Consider the following 25,876-nt stretch of genomic DNA (forward strand, 5'->3'; position numbering starts at 1 on the left):
GGTTTTGTCTGATACATCCGCGCCCTCAAGGTTAAGGGCTTGCGCGTTTCGCCATCCCCTTCGTCTTACCAGAATTCAAATCCGATCCACTGAAGAGGATGCCGCGTGCAGGTTCTCGTTCGCGATAACAATGTCGATCAAGCCCTCAAGGCGCTGAAGAAGAAGATGCAGCGCGAGGGTATTTTCCGCGAGATGAAGCTCCGCGGTCATTACGAGAAGCCCTCCGAGAAGAAGGCCCGCGAAAAGGCCGAAGCCGTGCGCCGCGCGCGCAAGCTGGCCCGCAAGAAGCTGCAGCGCGAAGGCCTGCTGCCGATGAAGCCGAAGCCGGTGTTCGGCGCCGGCCCCGGCGGTGACCGTGGCGGCCGCAGCGGCCCGGGCGCAGGTCCGCGCGGACCGCGCTGATCTATCGGATCTTGCAAGACTTCAGTTTACGATGACGCGGGCCCCTGGCCCGCGTTATTGTTTGTGAGCGGTGCCTTTCTGGGACGGGGCACTGCCGATGCGGCACCAGCGCGAGCGAACCGTAGATGGCCTCCCCTTTCCCCGAGCGCGGCTTGGCGCGGCAACGCCGGATCTGGCAACAGCCGTTCGCGCTGGCTTTGATGGGAATGGCGCTGTGCGGCTGCTCGTTCGATCTGGGATCGCTGACGCCGGAGAAGGACAAGCCGCAGGAGGCCCCCAAGGAAGCCGCGCCCGCTGAGAGCGCGGTGAGCGCCGCCAACGTCACTGAAGCGCAGGCCCACACTGCAAAGGCCCAGTCCCTGGCAAAATCAGGCGAGACCGCCGCCGCGCTGGACGAGTTCAATCGCGCCGTCGGGCTCGATCCCTACAACGCCCAGGCGCTCTATGGCCGCGCGCTGATCTATCAGAGCAAGAACCAGCACGACTTCGCGATCGCCGATTTCAGCACCGCAAACGGGCTCACCCCCCAGAAGGTCGAGCCGCTGCTCGGCCGTGCCACCAGCTATCTCGCGCTCGGCAAGGTCAAGGAAGCGGCAGCCGATCTGGATGAGGCCTCCGAGGCCGATCCGCACAACGCGCAGGTCTGGACCATCCGCGGACAGGCCTATGAGCGGCTGGGGGACAAGGCCAAGGCGGCGGCGTCCTACACCAGGGCCGTCTCGCTGCGTCCACGCGACGACACCGCGCGCAGCGGCCTCGCCCGCGTCGGCGGCTGACGGTCCGGGCCAGCGCAGGCGCTGGCTTAATCGGGGGTGGCGCCCTTCGGCAGAACCGAGTGGAACATCGACTTCATGCCCGACAGCACGTCGTCGGCGACATTGGTCTTCTTCGGCCGCGGCATGGAGGCGCCGGCGTCGGCGCGCAGGTCGAGCGGCGGCGCGATCACCGGCACGGGAATGTCAGCCGGGGGCGTCATCCGATTCGGGTCGTCGTTGCCGACCGAGGACGTGTAAGACGGCGACGAGCCACCATTGCCATAGCTCTCGGGCGAAGGCGTGGACACCGTGATCGGCGGCGGCAGCGGGCGGATCGCCGCGGGCTCCGTCGAGATGACGCGCGGGGCCTCAGGGACGCGGGCGGCTTCGCGCAATGCGGGGTCCGGGGTCCGCTCGGCCGGCTTGATCTCGGCAGCCTTGGTCTCAGCAGCCTTGGTCTCAGCAGCCTTGGCCTCAGCAGACTTGGCCTCGGCAGCCTTCTCAGCAGCTTTGCCTTCAGGCGACTTGCGAAGACGCTCGATGGCGGCACGTGCCAAATCGTTGGCGTCGGGGGTCACAGCCGGGGACGTTCCGGCCGGCGCGGAATTGGCCTCCACCACCGGAGCACTGGCTGCCGGGGTCGACTTCGCCGCGGCCTTCTCGCGCGCCGGGGAGCGGCCATGCGAGGCGTTCTCGGCGGGCGTTACGTCCGCAGCCTTGGTCTCGGGCTTGTCGGCAGCGGCCTTGTCCGTCCCGCCCTTGTCGGAAACGCTCTTCTCCGAGATACCCTTGGCCTTGACGCCGGGGGTGGGAAGGTTGGCGGTGTCCGTCGGCTTGGCGTCCTTGCCGGCCTCGGCGGGCGCAACGACGGCCGCGGGGGTGTCCGGCGCCGGCTTGGCGTTGATGTAGTGGTTAACGATGTAGGCCCCGATGATCGTCGCGAGCACCGAGGGGAAAATATCCATCGAGATTTTAGCGAGGTATTTCAGCATTTCTCGGCCACTCCCCGCGCGATCAGATGCGGGAACTTTGGGGCATTGTAAGGGATCAACTGCGACGGATCGATGGCAAAGGTAACCGCGGATTTACGGCTTCAGCTCGATCTCAAGGAACACGATCTCGGTTGAGGTTTCGTTAAGTACGTCGTGCTGGACGCCGGCCTTGCGGAAGTAAGATTTGCCGGCCGAAAGCTGCGCCTTGGACCGCTCGCCATTGGGCGCAACGATGGTCATTTCGCCGGCGACGACGGGAACAATCACGTAGTCCATGCCGTGGGTGTGGTGGCCGGTGGCGCTACCCGGACCGAGCCGCCATTCGGTCACCCGGACCTGCTCGTTATCGACCTGAACCTCGGACTTGGCGGCAAGCATCGGAAACTCTCCTGGAACGCGATCGGGCCCGAAGGGGCGCGTGAGGCGCAAATTGGGTTCAGGGCACGAAAACCATGAACACGTAGACGGCAAATACCACCATATGGACCAGCCCGAACAGGACGTTTGTTCTGCCCGTGCCGAAGGTCAGCATGCTCAGGAGGAAAGTCAGGAGCAAAAGCACGCTGCCCTGGGCATTGAGGCCGAGCTTGAGCTCCTTGTCGAGCGCGTAGGTGGCGACGCCGACGGCCGGAATGGTCAAGCCGATGGTCGCCAGGGACGAGCCAAGCGCGAGGTTGATGCTCTTCTGGAGATCGTTCCTGCGGGCCGCCGCGACCGCCGCGACGCCTTCCGGCATCAGAATCAGGAGCGCGACCAGGAGGCCGGCAAAGGCCGGCGGCGCACCGATTCGGACCGCGACGGCATCGACCACCAGCGAGAACTTCTTGGCGAGCAGCACGACCGCCAGCAGCGCAATCAGCAGCAGCACGACGCTGAGCGTGAGCATCCGGCCCGACAGGTGCGCCTCGCCGCCGCTCCCCCCGGGGCGCTCGTGGACGAAGTAATCCTTGTGCAGGACGGTCTGGGTGTACAGGAACACCCCGTACAGCGCGAGCGTGACCACGTCGACGAAGCCGAGCTGGACCGACGAATAGACCGGCCCCGGCGTCGTGGTGGTATAGTTCGGCATGATCAGCGTGATGGTCGCGAGCGCGAACAGGACGCTGAGATAGACGTTGGCGCCGGAGAGTTGGAAACCCTGCTCGCGATAGCGCAGGCCGCCGATGAAGATGCAGAGCCCGACGAGGCCGTTGCAGACGATCATGACCACGGCGAACACGGTGTCGCGCGCGAGTTCCGGAGCCGGCTTGTCGCCCAGCATGATCGTGGTGATCAGCGCCACCTCGATGATCGTCACCGAGAGCGTCAGCACCAGCGTGCCGTAGGGCTCACCGACCCGTTCGGCGATCACTTCGGCATGATGAACCGCAGCGAACACCGTGCCGAACAGGACGACCAGCAGCACCGTCGCGAAGACGAGCCCGCTCAGCGACAGCGTGAACGCGTAGTCCGTCGCACTGACGGCCGCGAACAGCAGCACCGCCAGCCCCGGAAAGAGCCAGGCCGACCGGGGCATCGGATTATGCGTGCTCATTCACCGCTTCCATTTGCTTGAATGAGCAGTAGCAAATCGGCAGGCAGATTCAATGCCAACGCAGGATCGGGGCGACCGGCAGGAACGTCAGCAGCAGGAACAGCGGGATCAGCACGGCACCGGCGCGCAAGAGATAGCCGAAGAAGCTCGGCATCTCGATGCCGTTCTCGCTGGCGATGCTGCTCACCATGAAGTTCGGCGCATTGCCGATATAGGTGAGCGCCCCCATGTAGACCGCGCCCATGGAGATGGAGGCGAGCGTGCCCGACATCTCGTGCATCAGCGTCTGCGGATCGCCGCCGGCGAGCTGGAAAAACAACAGATAAGTCGGCGCATTGTCGAGGAATGCCGACATCAGGCCGGTGAACCAGAAATAGGCGACCTCGCGCGGGGCTCCGTCCGGCCCCGTCACGGCCGACAACAGCCAGGCGAATGCGCCCTGATGGCCGGCATTGAGCATGGCGATGACCGGAATGATGGCGACGAAGACGCCCGCGAACAGCTTTGCGACCTCGCGGATCGGCTCCCAGGTGAAGCCGTTGGCCTGCCTGTGCTCCTCCGGCGTCAGCCAGACCGACAGCGCCGCAATCGCCAGCAGCACCACATTGCGGACGACGTCCTCCAGTTCCAGCTTGGTGCCGAGAATGTCGAACGCAATGCCGGGTTTCCACATCGCCGACGCCAGCAGGCTCGCGACGATGGCCGCGATCAGCACCAGATTGACGAGGCCGCGGATCCGTACCGGCTCCAAAGAGCCGGCCCCGCTCGGCGACGGCTCGCCGCGGAAGCGCCAGGTATCGACGGCGACGAAGATGGCGAGCAGCAGGCCGGCAACGATGGCGGTCTGCAGCCAGATGGTCCGCGTGGTCCAGAAGAAATCGACCCCATGCAGGAAGCCGACGAACAAGGGAGGATCGCCGAGCGGGCTCAACGCGCCGCCGACATTGGCGACCAGGATGATGAAGAAGACGACGACATGGGCGTTGTGGCGCCGCGGCCGGTTGGCGCGGATCAAGGGACGAATCAGGATCATCGCGGCACCCGTGGTGCCGACGAGGCTCGCCCCCAGCGTGCCGAGGGCGAGGATGCCGGCATTGGTCGCCGGCGTGGCCTTGATGTCGCCGGTGATGAGAATGCCGCCGGCCACGACATAGAGCGAGAACAGCAGCACGATGAAGCCGAGATATTCGGTGAGCATGGCATGGACGAGCGCCGCCAGCGTCGCCGCGCCGCCGGCAAAGACGACGAGCGAGGCAAGGGCCAGCAGCGACCAGGCTGCGGCGATCTTGCCGTAGTGATGATGCCAGAATTTTGCAAACAGCAGCGGTCCAAGGGCGATCGAGAGCAACAGACCGGTAAAGGGCAGCGCGTAGGGCCAGCGCATCGCCGCGCCGTCAAGCCCGGTCGCGGCGAACGCACTCTGCGGTAGAAGCACTAAGCAGCAGACCGCGAGCGCCGAACCGTAACGTGCGAACAGACTGTCAATCGCCAATGAAATCTCTCGCTGTTTCGATCGCACCATATCGATCGAGATCGTCGTGACCGCCGCCTGCCATGGGGACGAACCGCTTGGGATCATGGGCGAGCGCGAACAGACGCTCACCGAACGCGATCGGAATGGCAAGATCATCGGTGCCATGCATGACGAGGAGCGGCACAGTGACGCGCGCGATCCGCTGGTCGGAATGAAACGGATCGCGCATCAGAAGGCGGACCGGAACGAACCAGAACGATGAAGCCGCAATGTCGGCCGTCGACGTATAGGGAGCCTCCAGGATCAGCCTGCCAACGCGATGCTCCGAGGCGACGGCAACCGCCACACCCGTCCCGAGCGAAAAGCCCCAGGCAACGATCCGTTCCGCCGCATAGCGGGCGGTGGTGAAGGCGTAGGCGGCTGCGGCATCGCGCAACAGGCCCTGTTCGCTCGGCGCCCCGCTGGAGCCGGCATAGCCGCGATAGGACAGCGCAACGAGGCCGGTACCGTCAGCCGTCATCGCCTTGAAGCGGCTGACACGCCCGGCGAGAAAATCGCCATTGCCGGGAAAGTAGAGGATCACGGGGCGCCCCGGCCTCGCCGGCACGTGCCAGACGATCACCTTCTCGCCATCGGAACTGGTCAGAACATGCTCTTCCGCCTCGGGGAGGCCTGCGGCATCCGGAGCGGTGCGGTTGACCGTCGGAATCGGAAACAGCATCTCGCGCTGCCGGACGTAGAGCACGACGAGACCGGCGCAATAGACGGTCACCAGCAGAATGGTGATCCACTTGACGATGGTCATGATCACGCAGCCGGCCTCCGCTTCAGGGCTTGCGACGGCTCCGCAGCAATTTCATGACGTCGGGCCGGAGGCTCGCAGGGACGTCGCGACAGCCGCACGCCACCTTATGGGCGGCGTGCCATGCGACGCGCTGCTCGCGCGTCGCCCCTAGTGGCATGCGATGGGACCGGTGCCATTCCTTGTTGACGGCCACGGTCCGCTTCCTTCGCGCGCTACATCGCCTTGACGATGCTCTCGGTGACCTTCTTGGCGTCGCCGAGCAGCATCATGGTGTTGTCGCGGTAGAACAGCGGATTGTCGATGCCGGCATAGCCCGAGGCCAGCGAGCGCTTGATGAACATCACTGTGCCGGCCTTCCAGACCTGGAGCACGGGCATGCCGTAGATCGGCGAGGTCTTGTCCTCTTCCGCCGCCGGGTTGGTGACGTCGTTGGCGCCGATCACGAAGGCGATGTCGGCCTGCGCGAATTCGGAGTTGATGTCCTCGAGCTCGAACACTTCGTCATACGGCACGTTGGCTTCAGCCAGCAGCACGTTCATGTGGCCGGGCATGCGGCCGGCGACCGGGTGAATGGCGTATTTCACCTCGACGCCTTCCTTCTTCAGGATGTCGCCCATCTCGCGCAGGGCGTGCTGGGCCTGTGCCACCGCCATGCCGTAGCCGGGCACGATGATGACCTTCTGCGCGTTCTTCATGATGAAGGCGGCGTCATCGGCCGAGCCGAGCTTGGCCGGCTTCTGCTCACCGCCGCCGCCGCCCGCCGCGGCGGTCTCGCCGCCAAAGCCGCCGAGGATGACCGAGATGAAGGACCGGTTCATCGCGTGGCACATGATGTACGACAGGATCGCGCCCGACGAGCCGACCAGCGCGCCGGTGATGATCAGCGCGGAATTGCCGAGCGTGAAACCGATGCCGGCCGCGGCCCAGCCGGAATAGGAGTTCAGCATCGAGATCACGACCGGCATGTCGGCGCCGCCGATCGGGATGATCATGAGCACGCCGAGCGCCAGCGCCAGGATGACGATCAGCCAGAAGTCGAACGCGCCGCCGGTCAGGACCAGGCGGACGATGAAGAACACCAGCGCCACCGCAATCGCGATGTTGATGATGTGACGGGCGGGCAGGATGATCGGCGCACCGCTCATCCGTGCGGACAGCTTCAGGAACGCGATCACCGAGCCGGTGAAGGTCAGCGCGCCGATGGCGACGCCGAGCGACATCTCGACCAGGCTCTGCGGGTGGATGTTACCGGGGGTGCCGATGTCGAAGGCTTCGGGCGCGTAGAACGCGCCGGCGGCGACCAGCACCGCGGCCATGCCGACCAGCGAGTGGAAGGCGGCGACCAGCTCCGGCATCGAGGTCATCGGCACGCGGCGGGCGATCACCGCGCCGATGCCGCCGCCGATCGCGACCGCGAGGATGACCAGCACCCACGCCACGCCGTCAGCCGGCGGATGGCTTGCGAGCGTGGTGGCGACCGCGATCGCCATGCCGATCATGCCGAACAGATTGCCCTGACGCGACGAAGCCGGGCTCGACAGCCCGCGCAGCGACAGGATGAACAGCACTCCCGCCACGAGATACAAAAATGCAGAGAGGTTAGCGCTCATCTCAGGTCCCCATTAATCCTTCAGCCCGAGGTGGCCGCTTACTTCGACTTCTTCTTGTACATCGCCAGCATGCGCTGGGTGACAAGGAAGCCGCCAAAGATGTTGACGCAGGCAAAGATGAGCGCGACGAAGCCGAAGCCGCGTGCCCAGCCCGAGCCGCTCGAAACCATGCCGACGCCGACCGCGAGCAGCGCGCCGACCACGATCACCGAGGAGATCGCGTTGGTCACGCTCATCAGCGGCGTGTGAAGCGCGGGGGTCACCGACCATACCACGAAATAGCCGACGAAGACGGCGAGGACGAAGATCGACAGCCGGAAGATGAAGGGATCGACGACCTGTGCAGCATGCTCCATGGCGGGTCTCCTTAAACCTTCGGCTGGAAGTTCGGGTGGATGACGGCGCCGTCTTTCGTGAGCGCGGTGGCCTTGACCAGTTCGTCGTCCCAGTTGACGGCGAGCTTCTTCTCTTTCTTGTCGACCATGGTCTCGATGAAGGAGAACAGGTTGCGCGCGTAGAGGCTGGAAGCCGAGGCCGCGACGCGGCCGGCGACATTGGTGTAGCCGACGATCTTGATGCCATCGAGGTCGACGACCTCGCCGGCCTTGGCGCCCTCGACATTGCCGCCCCGCTCGACGGCGAGATCGACCAGCACCGAGCCCGGCTTCATCGACTTGACCATGTCGGCACTGACCAGCTTGGGCGCCGGACGGCCCGGAATCAGGGCGGTCGTGATCACGATGTCCTGCTTCTTGATGTGCTCGGCGGTGAGCGCAGCCTGCTTGGCCTGGTATTCCTTGGACATTTCCTTGGCATAGCCGCCGGCGGTCTGCGCGTTCTTGAACTCCTCGTCCTCGACGGCGAGGAATTTTGCGCCGAGCGATTCGACCTGCTCCTTGGTGGCGGGACGCACGTCGGTCGCGGTCACGACGGCGCCGAGACGGCGCGCGGTCGCGATCGCCTGGAGTCCGGCAACGCCGACGCCCATCACGAACACTTTTGCCGCGGGCACGGTGCCGGCCGCCGTCATCATCATCGGGAAGGCGCGGCCGAAGGCCTCGGCGCCCTCGATCACGGCGCGGTAGCCGGCAAGGTTCGCCTGCGAGGACAGCACGTCCATCACCTGCGCGCGCGTGATGCGCGGCATCAGCTCCATTGCGAAGGCGGAAACGCCGGCATCCGCGATCGTCTTCAGCGCGGCCTCGTTGCCATAGGGATCCATGATGGCGATGACGAGCGCGCCGCGCTTGTACTGCGACAGCTCCGACGCCTCGGGACGCTTCACCTTGATGATGATGTCGGCATCCTTCAGTGCATCTGCACTGACGGTGGCACCCACGGCAGTAAATTCGGAATCCGGCAGGCCCGATTTGAGGCCGGCGCCCGGCTCGACGGCGATCTCGGCGCCTAACGCCTTGAACTTCTTCACCGTATCAGGCGAAGCGGCGACACGCGGCTCCGACGGATCGATTTCCTTGGCAACGGCGATCTTCATAGGTCCTCCGGCGGCGCGGGACGGCGCGCGCACAAACTTGGGCGTAACTCCCGCGGCGTTCGATACCGGTTTTGGCACCGGCTTGAATGCAAATATTCTAGGCAGCAGCTGCCGCTGGCGTGTGCAGCTGCCGACAGATCAGGTCAGGAAGATCGCCATCAGGATCACGATGAGCGCGACCGACACCGTGCCGTACTTCACCAGCTTGATGAAGCCCTCGTAGGTCTGCTCGTGGGCAACGTAGTCGTTGCCGTCGGCGGTGCTGTACGCCACTTCGCTATGATCAGCCATGGTATGTCCCCAGTCGAAAGTTCAATTCTTAGGCTGGGATACCGCAAACTTTCGGGCAGGGCAACGGCAGGCGGGCGCGGTTTTCCCGCAAATCAGGCCATTTGGAATTCCAATGGTCGCGAATCGGGCTCTCGCACTGCTCAGCGCCGATCGATCATCGTGCCGGCTCGCGGTCTATCGCTGGAGTGCCGGCAGGCCGAGCGCCTCGCGCACCTCGTCGACAGCCTTCTCCCCGGCCCCGGTGAACCGCGCCATCCGCGGGGTCGTGCCGGGACCGACCGCCACGGAGTGCTCGCCGGCGAGGAAGCCATGGGCCATGTGAAACCCCAGCGCGCGATAGACCTCGAACTGCTCCTCCGAGAAGAACTGATCCCCGGTGGTCTCATGGGGAAAGGTGTCGTTCCGGCGCGCATAGTCGCGGATGTAGTCGTTCTCGTCGCTGGAGAGCGAGGACTTGATATAGACGAGATAGCCCCTGTCATCGCCGCCATAGTCGATGACGCCGATCGCGACGTGAACGTGGTCCTTCGCCGCTTCGTCCGAGGCGTCGGCGGTCTGCCCGGACTTGCTGTCGGCATTCTCCGCCATGATGGCGCGCGTGCGGTCGCGGATCGGCGTCCAGGGTAAATCGATGCGGACGCCGAGATCGATGCGGGCGTAGCGCTGGAGCTTCATCAGCGAGGCGAAATTCATCGTTGCGTCGGCTTCGGCGTCGACCGCAATGATCACCTTGCAGCGCCGGCGCAGCAGCTCGTAGACGCCGAGATTCTCGATGTGGCCGCCGTCGGTGAGATAGACGCCGTCGCTGTTCTCGTAGAGACGGCCCGAGATCTCGGACCACAGGAACAGCGGCGTGGAGCGGCGCTGCGGCCGGGCCGTGGCCTCCACATAGCGCGGATTGCTCAGCCAGTAGCCCAGCCGCACGTTGAGCAGCGCGAGCGTCGGGGTCAGCGCCTTGATCGAGTTCGAGCCCATGTTCGACGACGCCGCCGCCCCCGAGATCGCCATGGCGGTGGCGAGGTCGAGACTTTGCTCCAGGCGCTCGACCGCCGGCGTTTTGGCGTAGCGCGTCGCCTCGCTGCCGACATAGAGCGGCGAGAAGACGAAGAAGTCCGCGTTGCGACCGCGCCGGTTGGCGAAGTCGGAGCCCTGGATGTTCAGCGCCGTGTTGATGAGATGATACGGCGCCGCCAGCTTCGGCGCGGCAGGCCGGTCCTTCGTCGCCGTGCCGTCGTTGGTGGCCGCATAGAGCTCGCTCAGCTTCATGCGATCGAGCGGCTTGAAATCACGCCCCTGGTCGAGGCTCGCCTCGGCGCGCGCGATGTTGCCGTCCGCCGAACGACCGGGGTCGAACAGAAACGCCTTGCTCAACCGATCGCGATACAGGCGGTGCAGCGAATTCGCGTTGGGCGTCAACGACCAGGACATCGCAAACAGCAGCAGGCCGACGAGCGAATAGAGAATGACCAGCGGCAGGCTGTGCGAATAGCCGGAGCCCGCATCCATCCAGTGGAATTGTCGCGCGACGTTGCTCGCGGCGAATCTGAGCCAGACAGGCACGTGCGAGACCGGCGTCAGCCACTCCATCGTCGCCGTCGGCGCGGCAGGCTGTGGCGTGATCTCGGCCGAGAAGGTGCCCGCGCCCGCGTCGAACGCGATCTTGCCCGCCAGATTGCCTGATACCGCCGCGGTCGACTTGCTGGCGGCAAGGCAACTCCTCTGCCCGACGGCGACCAGAGGCGCCTGGCATTTCTCGATCGGGTCGTTGGCGATGCCCCAATAGGACAAATAGAGATAGGCGACCCAGATGATCAGCGGCAGCGCGAGGCCCGCGATCCACAGCGCGACCTTGGCGGCGATTGCGAGCACCAGCGAGCCCCATTGCGAGGAGACGCTGTTGCCCTTGAGGAATTCGGCGAATTGCTGCCTGAAGGCCGTGACGACCACGCCAATCGGGGCGGCAATCGCGGCGAGCGCCTTGATCCAGGTGACGGCGACGCCGCCGACAGGGCCGCCGATCGCGTTGCTGTCGACGACGTCGAACATCTCCGACAGCATGAATGGCTGGAACTCGAAGAACGCGATCAGCGCAAGCAGCACCAGGAAGGTCGCGCCGGCGGTCGGCCAATGCGAACGAAACTCCTGACGCTTTTCGGGACTCGCCAATGATTGCTTGAGCGCCCAGACGAAGAACAGGGCGACGCCGATGATCCCGGTCGCCAGCGTCAGCGCAAAATGCTTGATCTGCAGGATACGGGCGAAGTCGCAGGCAATGCCGAGCAGGAACGCGATGGCCGCTGCATAAGTGAAGAAGACGGTCAGACCGATGCCGCGCTCGGCGCGCGCGAACAGATAGGCGAATCCGGCGCAGGCGAGCAGCACCAGCGCGAAGATGGTGCCGATGGCCGCAAAGCCGAAGCGATCCGCGATCCAGCCGAAATGGTGCAGCTCGCATTGCGGCAACGCGCCGTCGGCGAGATCGACGCCGAAGAAGTTTGCGACCGTCAGGCAGCTCCGCAACGGGGTCGACCAGATCGTGACGGCAGCGAGCAGCAGCACGACCGGCAGCGTCAGCCCGATATTGGCGATCAGGCCCCGCGCCACGATCGCGATCCCGGTCAGGAGGTCGCGGAAGCCGGCCGGGACCAGATAGTTGGAGTAATTCCTGATGTGGCCGACCGACGGCGTATCGCTGATCTCGCTGGCGGTCACAGCTTCACCGGCCGGCCGCTGGCCGAACACGAAACGTCCCGTCACCGTCATGGTGGTGCTGAGCGAGGTGCCGATGTAACCGCCGCCCGATACGGTGGAGAGATAGTCGATCCGCCCGATCAGATCGTGGTGGTTCAAGGCCTGCAGCACGCCGAGACACATGGCCGAGGAACGGATGCCGCCGCCGGACAGAGCGAGCCCGACGACGTCGAGCATCTGGCAGGCCTCCATGCCGTCGGGATCAATCCGCCGCGCCGGCTCGCGGCGTGTGTTGATGGCTTCGATCTCGTCGCGCACGATCTGCTGGTGCTTCTCGCACCAGGGCGTTTCCTCATCGAAGGCTGCAGCGTTTCGTGCTCCGGGTTCCGGCGCTTGTCCCTGATCGGGCATCATGACCTCCCGGACGGCAATGGGCGATCAGCAATCGAGAGTTGAAGAAATAGATCAAGTATCTAAGGGGTTAGTCTTGCCGCGGGCCCGAACGTTCAATGCCGGCGAGCAGGATCTCGAGACCGGTCTCGAAGGTCGCGTCAAAATGAGCAGGCTGAAAATATGGAGCGGCCGCCGCGAGATGCTTGAAGTTCGCGGTGATCGTTTCGTTCGACACCGGTTCCGCCGATGAGGGACCGCGGGCGTAGCCTGCCGTTTCATCCAGCGCGGCACCTGTCAGGTAATAGCCGAGCTCGCGAAAATAGATCGCGGCCTCGCGATCGGAAAAGCCGGCCTCGCGCAGGATGCCGATGATGCCGTCGATATAGGCAACGCCGGCGGGCGTGTTGAGCCGGTGCACGGCGAAGAACGGAAAGAAAGCGGGATGCTCGAGCGCCATGGCACGGAAGCCGTGGGCGGCCCGGCGCAGGCGCTCGCGCCAGTCCCATTGCGGCTCCATTGCCACCCGCGCATTCGCGAGCATCAGGTCGACGAGCGCATCCATCAGATGCGCCTTGCTCGGGAAGTGATGATAGATGCTCATCGCCTCGCAGCCGAGCTCCTCGCCGAGCCGGCGGGTCGAAAGTTTGGCCAGTCCGTCGCGGTCGACCAGCGCCATCGCGGCGGCCGCAATCCGCTCGCGCGACAGCCCCCTGCCCCCGTCACGCATTGCCCGACTCTTGCGCGGGGCGGTCGGGGCTTTCCGGCCGGCTTTGGCTTTTCTGGTCATGACATCCGAATCGAAACCGCTTGCAACCTTACACCGCAAGGCGATATCGTGGAATAAACTTACACCGTAAGGCTGGAGGTGCGGCGATGTCGGCGATTGATCTGTTTGGCCTGCTGGTGCCCATAACCTATCTCGTGATGCTCGCCATCGAGCGCCTGATCCCGGCGCGCCAGTTTCCGGACATTCCCTATTGGCGGCTCAGGGGGTTTTGCTTCCTGACGGTGCAGGGCCTGCTGGCCACGCTGACCCCGCTGCTGATCCCGGAAGCCTGGCTGGAGCGGCACAGGCTGATGGACCTCACCGGCCTCGGCGTCGCCGCGGGTGCGGTGCTCGGTTATGTGGTGCTGTCCCTCGTCAATTACGGCTGGCACCGCAGCGCGCACACGTTTCCCCTGATGTGGCGGCTGTTTCACCAGATCCATCACAGCCCGCAACGCATGGACATGTCGGGCGCGGCGCTGTTCCATCCGCTGGAGACGGTCGCATTCTTTGCGATCGCGTCGGTGGTGACGACGCTGGTGCTCGGGCTCGATCCGGTCGCGGCGGCTGCGACCGGCTACATCGCGGCCTTCTACGGCTATTTCCAGCACATGAACGTGCGCACGCCGCAATGGCTCGGCTTCATCATCCAGCGGCCGGAGGCGCATTGCATCCATCATCAGCGTGACGTGCACGCCTACAATTACGGCGACCTGCCGATCTGGGACATGCTGCTCGGCACCTTCCGCAATCCGGCGAGCTTCGCGGGCGCGGTCGGCTTCGACAAACCGGCGACCGACCGGCTTGGTGCGATGCTCGGCTTCGCCGACGTGAACCAGCCCGCGGCCGGGCAGAACAACCTCGGCCGCAGACCCAACGCGATCGGCTAAATCGCGCAGTCCTTGCGGCTCAGCCCATCGCCTCGAGCTCGTCGATCATCCCGGCGATGACCGAAAGGCCGCCGTCCCAGAATTTGGGATCCTTGGCATCGAGCCCGAAGGGGCGCAGCAGCTCGGAATAATGCTTGGTGCCGCCGGCGGCGAGCATGTCGAGATAGCGCTCGGCAAAGCCCTCGGCCGCGTTCTCGTAGACCGCATAGAGCGAGTTCACGAGGCAATCGCCGAAGGCATAGGCGTAGACGTAGAACGGCGAATGGATGAAGTGCGGGATGTACATCCAGTAGTTCTCGTAGCCCGCCTTGATCTCGATCGCGGGCCCGAGACTCTCGCCCTGCACCGAAAGCCAGATCTCGCCAAGCCGCGTCGCGGTGAGCTCGCCGTTCTTGCGTTCGGTGTGGACCGCGCGCTCGAAGGAGTAGAACGCGATCTGCCGCACCACGGTGTTGATCATGTCCTCGACCTTGCCCGCCAGCAGCGCCTGGCGCTGCTTGGCGCTCTTGGTCTGCGCCAACAGCCGGCGGAAGGTCAGCATCTCGCCGAACACGCTTGCGGTCTCCGCCAGCGTCAGCGGCGTCGGCGCCATCAGCGCGCCGTTGCTCGCCGCCAGCACCTGGTGCACGCCATGGCCGAGCTCGTGCGCGAGCGTCATCACGTCGCGCGGCTTGCCCTGGTAGTTCATGAGCACGTAAGGGTGCGCCGACGGCGTCGTCGGATGCGAGAATGCGCCGGGCGCCTTGCCCGGCCGCACCGGCGCGTCGATCCAGCGATCGGTGAAGAAACGCTCGGCGATATCAGCCATCTTGGGCGAGAAGCCACGATAGGCCGTCAGCACCATGTTGCGCGCGTCCGGCCAGCCGATGGTGTCGGTCGCCGCAAAGGGCAGCGGCGCGTTGCGATCCCAATAGGCCAGCCGCTTCTTGCCGAACCACTTCGCCTTCAGCGCGTAATAGCGATGCGACAGCTTTGGATAGGCCGCGCGGACCGAGGCGACCAGCGCATCCACCACCTCGCGCTCGACGCGGTTGTTGAGGTGGCGGGAATCCGCGACGTCCTGAAACCCGCGCCAGCGGTCGGAGATGTCCTTGTCCTTGGCGAGCGTGTTGGTGATCAGCGCAAAGGTGCGCTCATTGGCCTTGAAGGTCTTTGCCAGGGCTTCCGCCGCGCTCTTGCGCTTTGAGCCGTCGCGGTCCTGCAACAGATTGAGCGTCGGCTCGATTGCGAGCTCCTTGGACCCGACCTTGAAACGCAGGCCGGAGATGGTCTGGTCGAACAGCCGGTTGAAGGCGGAATAGCCGGTCTGTGCCTTTTCCAGGAAAAGCTGCTCCAGCTTGTCGTCGAGCTGATACGGCTTCTCCTTGCGCAAATCCTCGATCCACGGGCGGTAGTGCGCGAGCTCGGCGGCTTGCATCGCACGGTTCAAAATATCGTCATCGACGCGATTGAGCTCGAGCGCGAAAAACAACAGATGCGTGGACGCGGCCGTCAACCGCTCGGAAACATCGCCGTAAAACTTTGAAATCGCAGGGTCCACGCTGTCACCGGCATGGACGAGGCCGGCATAGGAGCCGAGGCGGCCGGCGAGATCGTCGATCGCCTCATAGCGTCGCACGGCCTCCGCGAGCCATTTTCCGCCATCTTCGTTTGCTGTCCCTGTCGCGAGCTTGCCCTTGTAGTCGGTCTCGAACGCGACGCAGTCGGCATCCATCCTTTCGAGATCGCGTGCCACTTCCGGCGCATCGATCCCGGAATAGAGATCGGCGAGGTTCCACTCGGGAAGCTTGCCGGTCTTGCTCGCGGGCTTTGCGAGTGACGTTTTGGAGGACTTTGCCTTGGCTGCAGATTTCTTGGCGGCGGATTTCTTGACAGCGGACGTCTTGGCGGCAGGCTTGCGGAGAGCAGGCTTTTTCAGGGCGTTCTTGAAGCGCGAATTCATTGTGTGGGAAACCTGTGTTCAACAATCGCGACGGCGGGCGGGGGCATCAAGGTTTAAGAGTGCGTTAATCGGCTTCGGCCAGAGTGACCCGATTCGAGACAGATAGTAGTAGCGTGCGGGGAGCACCATGGCTGCCAGTATTTTGATCGCCGACGACGACGCCGTAGCCCGCCGGCTGGTCGAGAACATGGTGCAGAAATGCGGCTATGAGACGGTCGTCGTGGACTCCGGCGACGCTGCGATCGCCGCCCTCACCGCCCCGGACGCGCCGGCCATCGACGCCGTGATCCTCGATCTCGTGATGCCCGGCCTCGACGGTATGGGCGTGCTGGCGAAAATCCGCGAAGCGGGCCTCAGCGTACCCGTCATCGTGCAGACCGCCCATGGCGGCATCGACAATGTGATCTCGGCGATGCGCGCAGGCGCAGCCGATTTCGTGGTCAAGCCGGTCGGGGTGGAGCGGCTCCAGGTCTCGCTTCGCAATGCTCTCAACGCCTCCGCGCTCAAGGGCGAATTGCAGCGCATCCGCCACAGCCGCGAGGGGCGCCTCACCTTCTCCGATATCATCACCCGCGCCGAGGCCATGGCGGGCGTCATGCGCGCCGCACAGAAGGCCGCGAACTCCGCCATTCCCGTGCTGATCGAAGGCGATTCAGGCGTCGGCAAGGAGATGTTCGCGCGCGCCATCCATGGCAGCGGCGAGCGCAAGACCAAGCCCTTCGTCGCGGTCAATTGCGGCGCGATCCCCGACAACCTCGTCGAGTCCATTCTGTTCGGCCATGAAAAGGGTGCCTTCACCGGCGCCACCGAGCGGCACATGGGCAAGTTCGTCGAGGCCCATGGCGGCACGCTGTTTCTGGACGAGGTCAGCGAGCTGCCGCTGACCGCGCAGGTCAAGCTGCTGCGCGCGCTCCAGGAAGGCGCAGTGGAAGCCGTCGGCGGCCGTAAGCCCGTCAAGGTCGACGTCCGCATCGTCTCGGCAACCAACCGCAAGCTGCTGGAGCGGGTGAAACAGGGACACTTCCGCGAAGACCTGTTCTATCGCCTGCACGTGCTGCCGTTGACGATCCCCTCGCTCCGGGCCCGGCGCGAGGACATCCCGCATCTGCTCCGGCATTTCCTGGCGCGCTTTGCCGCCGAGGAGAACCGCCAGATTACCGGCATCAGTGGCGAGGCCATGGCGCATCTCGCTCAGCTCGACTGGCCCGGCAACATCCGCCAGCTCGAGAACGCGGTCTACCGCGCCGTGGTGATGAGCGACGGCGACCAGCTCGGCCTCAATGATTTCCCCCTGCTCGCCTCGCAGCCACACCCCATCAACGAGATTCCGACCGCACCCCTGATGCTCGAGCCGGCAGCGACCCCTTCGGTGGTGTCGGGTAATGACATACCGATCGCTCCGCTCCCCGCCGCGGGAACTCTGGCGATGCTGACCCCGACCGGCGATGTCCGTCCTCTCGACGACATGGAGAACGAGATCATCCGCTTTGCGATCTCGCATTATCGCGGCCAGATGTCCGAGGTGGCCCGCCGCCTCAAAATCGGCCGGTCCACCCTCTACCGCAAACTCGACGAGGCCGGGGTTCCCGGACATGGCGGGAAAAGCGGCGAAGAGACGCACTGAGCCTGATGCGAACGAAGGTTCGCGGGGCGATGCGAGAGTGGCTGTAAGCCGTTCGCATGACGACAGAATTCGACCGCGACTTGAACCGTGACTTGGAAGTGACAGACACAGGGAAAAGCGCGCAGGCCAAGCGCACAATCCGTTGCCAAGAGGCTTCCTTGAAGTCAGTTTGGCGTGAGTTGTCCCGGTTAGCGCTGGCTGCAAAATCGGGGCCTGTATATCGTCTGCGTCAGAATCGTTGCGTGCAGGCGTGCAACTTTCGAGAGGCCGGCGCGATTTAGCCGAAGCTCAATAGGCGATAACGAAGCTGTTCCATGAGGGACAGTTCACCCGAGGGGTGCGACACAATGCGGAACTGTTTGAACCACCGTGCAGGCTTCGACCGTGTCTTGATGACGGTCGCGGCAACCTTCCTCACGGTGTCGGCCAGCTCAGCCCTGGCGCAGGATCAGGCGCGCAGCAGCGCCGCCGAGCTCGCGATCGAAGCCGCGATCCCGCGTCCCGAGCCGGCCAACGTCCCGCCGCCGACCGCGTCCGACATCAAGCTCGACACCACCGCCACCGTTCAGGACGTCGCCAAGGAGCCGGCCAAGGAGCCCGTGAGGGCTGACGTCGCACCTGCCCCGGACAAGGTCGAGAGCAAGCCGTCCGACGTCGCCACGACGCCCGCCCCCGAGGCGCCGAAGAGCGAGACCGCCAAAACCGAACCTTCGAAGACTGAGCCCGCCAAGACTGAGACCGCCAAGACCGAGCCCGTAAAGGCCGACACCGCGACGGCTACGCCGGCCGCGCCTGCGGCACCCGCCAGCGCTGCGGCTCCGGCCGCCGAGCCGGTGAAGGCCGCGAGCAATGTCCCCGCCGCCGACCAGCCGGTCGCCGACAAGCTCAAGGACATCATCGGCAGCAAGACTTCGCGTCATTTCGACCGCAAGAACGAGCGCGCGGCGGTCGAGAAATTTTACGGCGCACGCGACTTCGCGCCGGTCTGGACCCAGGGCGGCAGCCTGACCCAAGCAGCCAAGGGCGTCATCGCCCGGCTGAAGGACGCGGCCTCCGACGGCCTCAATCCCGCCGACTATCCGCTGCCGGATTTCGCCAGCGCGACCACGCCCGATGCGCTCGCCGATGCCGAGCTCAAGCTCACCGCCAGCATGTTCGACTACGCGCGCCAGGCGCAGAGCGGCCGCATGCATTGGTCGCAGGTCTCTGGCGACATCCTCTATCCCGAGCATCCGGTCGACCCGAACGAGGTGCTCGCCAAAATCACCACCGCGACCGACGCATCGGCCGCGCTTGACAGCTACAACCCGCCGCACAAGCTCTACAAGGAGCTGAAGGCCAAGCTCGCGGAGCTGCGCGGTCAGGGCAATGGCCCGGTGATCGAGATCGCCGATGGTCCGGCGCTGAAATACATCCCGGCCACCAAGAAGCAGGCTGAGGTGGTCGTGGAAGATCCGCGCGTGCCGCAGCTCCGCGCCAAGCTCGGCCTCGCCGACAACGCGAACGACACCCGCTACGACGCGGCCGTCGCCGAAGCCGTGCGCAAATTCCAGAGCGGCGCCGAGATGAAGGCGACCGGCATCCTCGACGACAAGACGGTCAAGGCGCTCAACACCCCGAAGCGCGACAAGCAGATCGACGTCGTGCTGGTCAACATGGAGCGCTGGCGCTGGCTGCCGCGCGACCTCGGCGCGCCCGCGCTGGGCGATGCCTATGTGATCCTCAACATTCCCGACTACACGCTGAAGGTGATGCAGCGCGGCCAGCAGGTCTGGACCACCCGCGTCGTCACCGGCAAGCCGGGCACGCATGCGACCCCGCTGCTGACCGAGACGATGAAGTACATCACGGTCAACCCGACCTGGAACGTGCCGCCGTCGATCGTCTACAACGAGTACCTGCCGGCGCTTCAGCAGGACCCGACGGTGCTGCAGCGCATGGGCCTCAAGCTCGAACAGAACCGCGACGGCTCGGTGCACATCTCGCAGCCCCCCGGTGAAGCCAATGCGCTCGGCCGCATCCGCTTCAACTTCCCGAACAAGTTCCTGGTCTATCAGCACGACACGCCGGACAAGAACCTGTTCGCCCGGGACGATCGCGCCTTCAGCCATGGCTGCATGCGCGTGCAATATCCGGATCAATATGCGTCCGTGCTGCTCAACATCGCCATGCCGAACGAGAAGTACACGCCCGAGCGCGTGCGCAGCATGTACGGCAAGAGCGAGATCGACCTGAAATTCCCGACGCCGGTCCCGGTCAACATCACCTATCAGACCGCCTTCGTCGACGACGCCGGCAAGCTGCAATTCCGCAAGGACGTCTATGGCCGCGACGCGACCATGATCAACATCTTGAAGAACAACCGCGGCAAGGATCTCGAGGCTGTCGTTGCGCACTCGCAGCCGAGCTATTCGCGCCCGGCGACGACCCTGCCCTCCGGCGTGGCGGTGGCCAACAATGGCGGCGGCTTCGGCTCGTCCGGCCCGAACTTCTTCGAACGGCTGTTCGGGGCGCCGACCCCGCCGCCGGCGCCGGTCGGCCGCCGGCCGCAGCAGCAGCGGGTGTTCACCCGTTAAGCCTCAGCAGCCCCCATTTCTCGAATTCTACAACGAAATCAACGGCCTCGTCCCATGGATGGGGCCGTTTAACGTTAACCATTGTCCACCTGTCCCCGGGCAGAGGGCGTTTTTTTGCCACAGTGAACCGGTTAGGATTGTATTCTGACTTGGTTTGGGGGCGGGAAGGTCAACCTCGAATTAACCTTCTCGCTTTAAGAAAGCGTTCATCCTCTTTCGCGCGCTAACGGGGTTGGCGGGAGAGTCCATTTTGAACGCTCGTCGACTGGGTGGGCTCATACGTGCTGACTTGTCTCGCACGCCAATTCGCTGTGCTGTCGTTGTCCCATGCGGGAGTGAAGGTCGGATCCAGGATCGGCCTTGCTGCCGCATTGCTGCTGGCTGCCGCCGGCTCGGTTCATAACGCCGCCGCGCTGAACGAGACCAAGACGCTCTCCTTCCACCACACCCATTCCGGCGAAGACCTCACCGTCACCTTCAAGCGCGATGGCCGCTACGACGAGGGCGCGCTGAAGCAGCTGAACCACTTCCTGCGCGACTGGCGCACCCAGGACGAGACGGTCATGGACCGCCGCCTGTTCGACATCCTCTGGGAAGTCTACCGCGACGTCGACGGCAAGCAGCCGATCCAGATCATCTCCTCCTACCGCTCCCCCGCCACCAACGCCATGCTTCGCCGCCGCTCCTCCGGGGTGGCGCGCTTCAGCCAGCACATGCTGGGCCATGCGATGGACTTCTACATTCCGGGCGTGCCGCTGGAGCAGATCCGCTTCGCCGGCCTGCGCCTGCAGCGCGGCGGCGTCGGGTTCTATCCGACCTCCGGCTCGCCCTTCGTGCATCTGGACACCGGCAGCATCCGGCACTGGCCGCGCATGACGCATGACCAGCTCGCCCGCGTCTTCCCGGACGGCAAGACGGTGCATCTGCCGACCGACGGCACGCCGCTGAAGGGCTATGAGCTCGCCAAGGCCGAGATCGAGCGCCGCGGCAACGGCGACGACGCCGGCAGCAGCAAGCCCAACTTCTTCGCCGCGCTGTTCAAGGGCAAGTCGGCCGCGCCGGCGGCCAGCAGCGACGAGGATGACGAGGGCGCGCCTGCACCTGCCGCGAAGCCGGCGGCACCGACCGTCGTCGCAGCCGCCGCCAAGCCCGCCGAACCGGTGCCGACGCCGCGTGCCAAGCCGCAGATCGCCAATGCGATCCAGCTCGCCTCGGCCGATGCGCAGCTCGTTGCGCCGCCCAAGCCGAAGCCCGCGCCGGTGGCCGACAAGGCCGCTTCCGGCAAGCCGGAGACCCCCGCCGACATCATCAATGCCCGCGGCTTCTGGGATGACGTCCCGACCGCGCCGCAACAGGCAACGCCGGCGCAGGTCGCCGCGCTGAAGGCCCGCCAGGCCCTTGCCGCCGCCACCGATCCGCAACCGACCGCAAGCGTGTCCAACTCGGCCCTCCAGGCGCTGGCTTTCGCGCCGGCCGCCTCCCCGGTCGACCGCGCCAACGTCGTCGCGGCCTCGGCGCCGATCCCGCGTTCCGCCCGCCCCCGCAACGTCGCCCAGGCGACCGAGATCAATACGGTGGTCGGCAAGAGCAAAGACGGCATGGTGGCCACCGCAACCCGCCTCTCCGCCGCCAAGGGCGAGAGCGTCTGGCTCAAGATCGTGATGCTGTCGCCGAGCGCCAGCCGCGCGATGTCGGTGACGCTGATGGGCGAGCTCGATACGGCAGCGCTGCGCGGCTATTTCGTCAAGCCGCAAGCCGTGGTCGCGATGGGTTTTGCCGACGATCCGATGCAGGGCCTGTCCTGCGACAGTTTCTCGGGCAGCGCGACCGCAAAACTCCAGACGACGTCGTTCGTCATGCGGACTGCGGCGCTGCACTGACGCCTCCACAAACTCAGTCAGGTAACCCGGATGGAGCGCAAGCGTGATCCGGGATTCCGTCCGTGCGCTGAGTTCATCCCGGATTTCGCTTCGCTCCATCCGGGCTACGAGTGACCTACCGCGCCTTCCTGCCCCGCCGGTCGAGATGGTAGGTCAGCGCCAGCGACAGGCAGACCGATAGCGCCTGCTTCGGCAGCCTGCCCGTCACAGGCACCAGCAAAGCCCGCGTCTGCCGATATTCGAACTGGTCGGGAAAGCGGTCGCGAAAATTGTCGACCAGCGTCGTCTTGCAGTTGAACAGAACGGCGGCCCGGTCGGAATCCCCGAGGCGTCCGAGCCGGATCGTCGAGCCGCTACCGGACTCATCGGTCAGATAGGCCGGCTCGCCCCATTTCAGCGTCTCGGTCAGCTTGCCGACACCGTCATGCGCCGCGGCGGCCGCAAAAATCAGCTCGCGCACCTGAAGCAGCCGCTTGCCGATCGGCGCCGGAAGGGCATTGAAGGCACGGCTCACCTCGCGCGGCAGCGGTGGCGCGTTCATTGGCGTCTCCGTTCACGAGCGAAACACGCGCAATTTGTAGCCCGGATGGAGCGCAAGCGTAACCCGGGGACATGCCCCCACAGCAAGAACCCGGACTTCGCTTGCGCTCCATCCGGCTCGCGGCTGTCATGCTCGAGGCGAGACGCCTCAGAGCATCCCCAGCGCCTGCATGTAGGTCTCGAGAATCGTCTCGGCCTCGGCGCGCTCGTTGGGGTCCTGCTTGCGCAGGCGCACGATGGTGCGCAGCGCCTTGACGTCATAGCCGTTGCCCTTGCTCTCGGCATAGACGTCGCGAATGTCGTCGGAGATCGCCTTCTTCTCTTCCTCCAGCCGCTCGATGCGCTCGATGATGGACTTGAGCTGGTCCTTGGCAAATTTCGTCGCGGGCTCGTCGTCGCGGACGGCGGCGGTGGTGGCCATCTTGGTACTCCAAATGGAACTGGCAAAACGAGGTGACGCCGGCATCCTCACCGCGCGTGCTGGCTAGAACCCTTAGGGTTGGCGCCCCCCACGTTCAAGCAAGCATCACGCTCGTCCACAGCGCGCCCACACCTTCCTGAGGCGAGGCGAAAAAAGCTGTTGTGTGATGCGACTCAAGGGCTGGCGCGAGCTCAGTGCCCGTGGCCGTGGGGATGAACCTTCTTCATCGTGTCGATCTGCTCGGGCGTCGCCGTGCCCTGGTATTTCGATTTCCAGGTCTCATAGGGCATGCCGTAGACCGCCTCCCGGCTCTCGTCCTTGCTCAGCGGGGCGCCTTGCGCGTCGGCGGCTTCCTTGAGCCAGTTGGACAGGCAGTTGCGGCAGAAACCGGCCAGATTCATCAGATCGATGTTCTGGACGTCGGTCCGCGTCTTCAGATGTTCGACCAGACGCCGAAAAGCGGCCGCCTCGAGCTCGGTTCTGGTCTTGTCGTCGATTGCCATGGCTGTATCCCTTGAAGTCCCCTTGAAGTCCCCTTGAAGTCCCCTTGAAGTCTCCTTGGGCCTGCCCCGTCGGGGTCACCCTTACGGGATCAGGTGGGCTCTGTCACAGATTTTGCCATATCCCGGCGCAAACCGGCCCAAGCCGGCGTTGCCCCCTCCGGGGTGGTTCCCGGGCCTACGCCAAATCGTCAATGATCTGGTATAGCTACCGCGACAATGATTGCCGAATCTCCCCGCCCCCCGCTTCGCCTGCTCGCCCGGTTGGTCCCGGTGCTGGTGATCGCCTTGCTGTGCCTTTTCAGCAGCCCGGCCTCCGCCGATTTCCGGCTCTGCAACAACACCTCGAGCCGGGTCGGCATTGCGCTCGGCTACAAGGACGCCGAGGGCTGGACCACCGAAGGCTGGTGGAACATCTCCTCGCGGTCCTGCGAGACCCTGCTGCGGGGAACGCTGGTCGCGCGATATTATTACATCTACGCGATCGACTACGATCGCGGCGGCGAATGGTCGGGGCAGGCCTTCATGTGCTCGCGCGACAAGGAATTCACCATCCGCGGCACCGAGGATTGCCTCGCACGCGGCTACGACCGGACCGGCTATTTCGAGGTCGACACCGGCGAGCAGCGGGCGTGGACGGTGCAGCTGACCGACGCCAATGAGCAGCCGGCGCAGCAGCGCGTACCCGGCCTGCCCGGTCCGGTCGGTCCGGGCGGAGTTCCGGGTTTGCCCAATGGCCCGCCCGGTGGTACGCCCCCCGCCGCGCCTGGCCTCCCGCCAGCCGCCGCCCCGCCCCCGTCTGGAAATAAGCCATGAGGCGTCTTCGCCGTATCAAGATTCTCGCGACCCTGGGACCCGCCTCTTCAGATCTCGCGATGATCCGCCGCCTGTTCGAGGCCGGCGCCGACCTGTTTCGCATCAACATGAGCCACACCCCGCATGACAAGATGCGGGAGCTGGTGGCGACGATCCGCAATGTCGAGAGCAGCTACGGCCGGCCGATCGGCATCCTGGTCGACCTGCAGGGCCCCAAGCTCCGGCTCGGCGCCTTCGCCGAAGGCTCGGTCCAGCTCCAGAACGGCCAGACCTTCACGCTCGATTCCGACAAGACGCCCGGCGATGCCACGCGGGTCCAGCTTCCGCATCCGGAGATCCTGGCCGCGCTCAGGCCCGGCCACGCGCTGCTGCTCGACGACGGCAAGGTGCGCCTGATCGCCGAGGAGACCTCGAAGGAGCACGCGGTGACGCGTGTCGTGGTCGGCGGCAAGATGAGCGACCGCAAGGGCGTCAGCCTGCCCGACACCGACCTGCCGGTCTCCGCCATGACGCCGAAGGATCGGGCCGACCTCGAAGCCGCTCTCGTCACCGGCGTCGACTGGATCGCGCTGTCCTTCGTACAGCGCGCCGACGACGTGATCGAGGCCAAGAAGATGATCCGCGGCCGCGCCGCCGTGATGGCCAAGATCGAGAAGCCGCAGGCGATCGACCGCCTCGCCGACATCATCGAGGCCTCCGACGCGCTGATGGTGGCGCGCGGCGACCTCGGCGTCGAATTGCCGCTGGAGCGCGTGCCGAGCCTGCAGAAGCAGATGACGCGGATGGCGCGCCGTGCGGGCAAGCCGGTCGTGATCGCGACGCAGATGCTGGAATCGATGATCCAGTCGCCGGTGCCGACCCGCGCCGAAGTCTCCGACGTCGCCACCGCCGTCTACGAGGGCGCCGACGCCATCATGCTGTCGGCGGAATCGGCGGCCGGCAAATTCCCGGTCGAGGCGGTCTCGACCATGAATCGCATCGGCGAGGAGGTCGAGCGCGACCCGACCTACCGGTCGGTGATCACGGCCCAGCGGCCGGCGCCGGAAGCCACCGCGGGCGATGCCATCGCGGACGCCGCGCGGCAGATCGCCGAGACCCTGGACCTGCCCGCCTTGATCTGCTGGACGTCGTCAGGCTCGACCGCCGTGCGCGTGGCGCGCGAGCGGCCGAAGCCACCGATCGTGGCGATCACGCCCAACATCACGGCAGGGCGGCGGCTTGCCGTCGTCTGGGGCGTGCATTGCGTGGTGGCTGAAGATGCCCGCGACCAGGACGACATGGTGAGCCGGGCGGGCCAGATTGCGTTCCGCGACGGCTTCGTCCGCGCCGGCCAGCGCGTGCTCATCGTTGCCGGCGTTCCGCTCGGCATTCCCGGCACCACCAACATGGTGCGCATTGCGTCCGTCGGCCCCGAGGGCGACGCGAACATGTAGGCCCGCGGCCGCTGTGAAAATCAGAATCTCGAAAACAACCCCATGC

The 25,876-nt window shown here is 65.3% G+C and carries 23 protein-coding genes; 8 read left to right on the forward strand and 15 right to left on the reverse strand.

The features are described 5' to 3' along the window. The first annotated feature begins 105 nt into the window (after positions 1-105). Positions 106-402 carry a 30S ribosomal protein S21 gene (rpsU, locus tag CO669_RS10880; protein ID WP_014492442.1) on the forward strand — a complete coding sequence of 99 codons (297 nt, stop codon included), beginning with the start codon at positions 106-108 and terminating at the stop codon, positions 400-402. 125 nt (positions 403-527) lie between these two features. Beyond that, complete coding sequence (locus CO669_RS10885) at positions 528-1,178, forward strand: tetratricopeptide repeat protein (RefSeq protein WP_097659811.1); 651 nt, start codon at positions 528-530, stop codon at positions 1,176-1,178. A 26-nt stretch (positions 1,179-1,204) separates the two neighbouring features. Here the strand turns inward: CO669_RS10885 and CO669_RS10890 are convergent, their stop codons facing one another. The 11 genes from CO669_RS10890 to CO669_RS10940 form a co-directional block, all read right to left on the reverse strand. Next, entirely contained in the window at positions 1,205-2,149 is a 945-nt protein-coding gene (locus CO669_RS10890) for a hypothetical protein (protein WP_097659812.1), read from the reverse strand. A gap of 93 nt (positions 2,150-2,242) precedes the next feature. Further along, positions 2,243-2,527, reverse strand: a complete 285-nt coding sequence (locus CO669_RS10895) for a cupin domain-containing protein (RefSeq protein WP_097659813.1) — start codon at positions 2,525-2,527, stop codon at positions 2,243-2,245. A 58-nt stretch (positions 2,528-2,585) separates the two neighbouring features. Then, positions 2,586-3,683, reverse strand: coding sequence for a calcium:cation antiporter (locus tag CO669_RS10900; RefSeq protein WP_097659814.1), 1,098 nt, complete (start codon positions 3,681-3,683; stop codon positions 2,586-2,588). Between the two features lie 49 nt (positions 3,684-3,732). Then, entirely contained in the window at positions 3,733-5,067 is a 1,335-nt protein-coding gene (locus tag CO669_RS10905; protein ID WP_245444272.1) for a sodium:proton antiporter, read from the reverse strand. Between the two features lie 97 nt (positions 5,068-5,164). Beyond that, on the reverse strand, positions 5,165-5,962 hold the full coding sequence (locus CO669_RS10910) for an alpha/beta hydrolase (protein WP_097660083.1): 798 nt from the start codon (positions 5,960-5,962) through the stop codon (positions 5,165-5,167). A gap of 212 nt (positions 5,963-6,174) precedes the next feature. Further along, positions 6,175-7,572: an NAD(P)(+) transhydrogenase (Re/Si-specific) subunit beta gene (locus CO669_RS10915; protein ID WP_097659815.1), complete on the reverse strand. Its 1,398-nt coding sequence runs from the start codon at positions 7,570-7,572 to the stop codon at positions 6,175-6,177. Positions 7,573-7,610: 38 nt separating this feature from the next. Then, positions 7,611-7,928 carry a proton-translocating transhydrogenase family protein gene (locus CO669_RS10920; protein ID WP_024337650.1) on the reverse strand — a complete coding sequence of 106 codons (318 nt, stop codon included), beginning with the start codon at positions 7,926-7,928 and terminating at the stop codon, positions 7,611-7,613. Between the two features lie 11 nt (positions 7,929-7,939). Further along, positions 7,940-9,067 carry a Re/Si-specific NAD(P)(+) transhydrogenase subunit alpha gene (locus CO669_RS10925; RefSeq protein ID WP_097659816.1) on the reverse strand — a complete coding sequence of 376 codons (1,128 nt, stop codon included), beginning with the start codon at positions 9,065-9,067 and terminating at the stop codon, positions 7,940-7,942. 138 nt (positions 9,068-9,205) lie between these two features. After that, the gene (locus CO669_RS10930; RefSeq protein WP_007596280.1) at positions 9,206-9,358 is read right to left on the reverse strand and encodes an aa3-type cytochrome c oxidase subunit IV; all 153 of its coding nucleotides are present in this window, start codon (positions 9,356-9,358) and stop codon (positions 9,206-9,208) included. 174 nt (positions 9,359-9,532) lie between these two features. Next, the gene (locus tag CO669_RS10935; RefSeq protein ID WP_097660084.1) at positions 9,533-12,460 is read right to left on the reverse strand and encodes a cell division protein; all 2,928 of its coding nucleotides are present in this window, start codon (positions 12,458-12,460) and stop codon (positions 9,533-9,535) included. Between the two features lie 70 nt (positions 12,461-12,530). Continuing rightward, positions 12,531-13,169 (reverse strand): TetR/AcrR family transcriptional regulator, encoded by a 639-nt coding sequence (locus tag CO669_RS10940; RefSeq protein WP_158228755.1) that lies wholly within the window; start codon positions 13,167-13,169, stop codon positions 12,531-12,533. A 146-nt stretch (positions 13,170-13,315) separates the two neighbouring features. On the opposite strand from CO669_RS10940, the gene CO669_RS10945 reads away from it, so the two are divergent. Beyond that, entirely contained in the window at positions 13,316-14,098 is a 783-nt protein-coding gene (locus CO669_RS10945) for a sterol desaturase family protein (RefSeq protein ID WP_097659818.1), read from the forward strand. A 19-nt stretch (positions 14,099-14,117) separates the two neighbouring features. On the opposite strand, the gene CO669_RS10950 is transcribed toward CO669_RS10945, so the two are convergent. Next, entirely contained in the window at positions 14,118-16,040 is a 1,923-nt protein-coding gene (locus CO669_RS10950) for a M3 family oligoendopeptidase (RefSeq protein WP_097659819.1), read from the reverse strand. Between the two features lie 127 nt (positions 16,041-16,167). Here CO669_RS10950 and CO669_RS10955 point away from each other — a divergent pair, with 127 nt between their 5' ends. From CO669_RS10955 to CO669_RS10965, 3 genes are all read left to right on the forward strand, one after another. Beyond that, positions 16,168-17,664 carry a sigma-54-dependent transcriptional regulator gene (locus tag CO669_RS10955; protein WP_097659820.1) on the forward strand — a complete coding sequence of 499 codons (1,497 nt, stop codon included), beginning with the start codon at positions 16,168-16,170 and terminating at the stop codon, positions 17,662-17,664. Positions 17,665-18,011: 347 nt separating this feature from the next. Further along, a complete protein-coding gene (locus CO669_RS10960) occupies positions 18,012-20,240 on the forward strand; it encodes a L,D-transpeptidase family protein (protein WP_097659821.1) in 2,229 nt (742 codons plus the stop codon). A 269-nt stretch (positions 20,241-20,509) separates the two neighbouring features. Then, on the forward strand, positions 20,510-22,120 hold the full coding sequence (locus tag CO669_RS10965; protein ID WP_097659822.1) for a peptidoglycan L,D-endopeptidase MepK: 1,611 nt from the start codon (positions 20,510-20,512) through the stop codon (positions 22,118-22,120). A gap of 115 nt (positions 22,121-22,235) precedes the next feature. Here the strand turns inward: CO669_RS10965 and CO669_RS10970 are convergent, their stop codons facing one another. From CO669_RS10970 to CO669_RS10980, 3 genes are all read right to left on the reverse strand, one after another. Further along, positions 22,236-22,661: a DUF1801 domain-containing protein gene (locus CO669_RS10970; RefSeq protein WP_097659824.1), complete on the reverse strand. Its 426-nt coding sequence runs from the start codon at positions 22,659-22,661 to the stop codon at positions 22,236-22,238. A gap of 147 nt (positions 22,662-22,808) precedes the next feature. Next, complete coding sequence (locus CO669_RS10975; RefSeq protein ID WP_097659825.1) at positions 22,809-23,081, reverse strand: DUF2312 domain-containing protein; 273 nt, start codon at positions 23,079-23,081, stop codon at positions 22,809-22,811. Between the two features lie 191 nt (positions 23,082-23,272). Continuing rightward, positions 23,273-23,584: a DUF1244 domain-containing protein gene (locus CO669_RS10980; protein ID WP_097659826.1), complete on the reverse strand. Its 312-nt coding sequence runs from the start codon at positions 23,582-23,584 to the stop codon at positions 23,273-23,275. A 216-nt stretch (positions 23,585-23,800) separates the two neighbouring features. On the opposite strand from CO669_RS10980, the gene CO669_RS10985 reads away from it, so the two are divergent. Both CO669_RS10985 and pyk read left to right on the forward strand, forming a co-directional pair. Next, positions 23,801-24,397: a DUF1036 domain-containing protein gene (locus CO669_RS10985; protein WP_097659827.1), complete on the forward strand. Its 597-nt coding sequence runs from the start codon at positions 23,801-23,803 to the stop codon at positions 24,395-24,397. After that, complete coding sequence (gene pyk, locus CO669_RS10990) at positions 24,394-25,830, forward strand: pyruvate kinase (protein ID WP_097659828.1); 1,437 nt, start codon at positions 24,394-24,396, stop codon at positions 25,828-25,830. Before CO669_RS10985 ends, pyk begins: the two co-directional genes overlap by 4 nt. Positions 25,831-25,876: the final 46 nt, after the last annotated feature.

Origin of the sequence: Bradyrhizobium sp. Y36 (genome assembly GCF_002531575.1) — a bacterium.
In the GTDB taxonomy this organism is placed as follows: Bacteria; Pseudomonadota; Alphaproteobacteria; order Rhizobiales; family Xanthobacteraceae; genus Bradyrhizobium.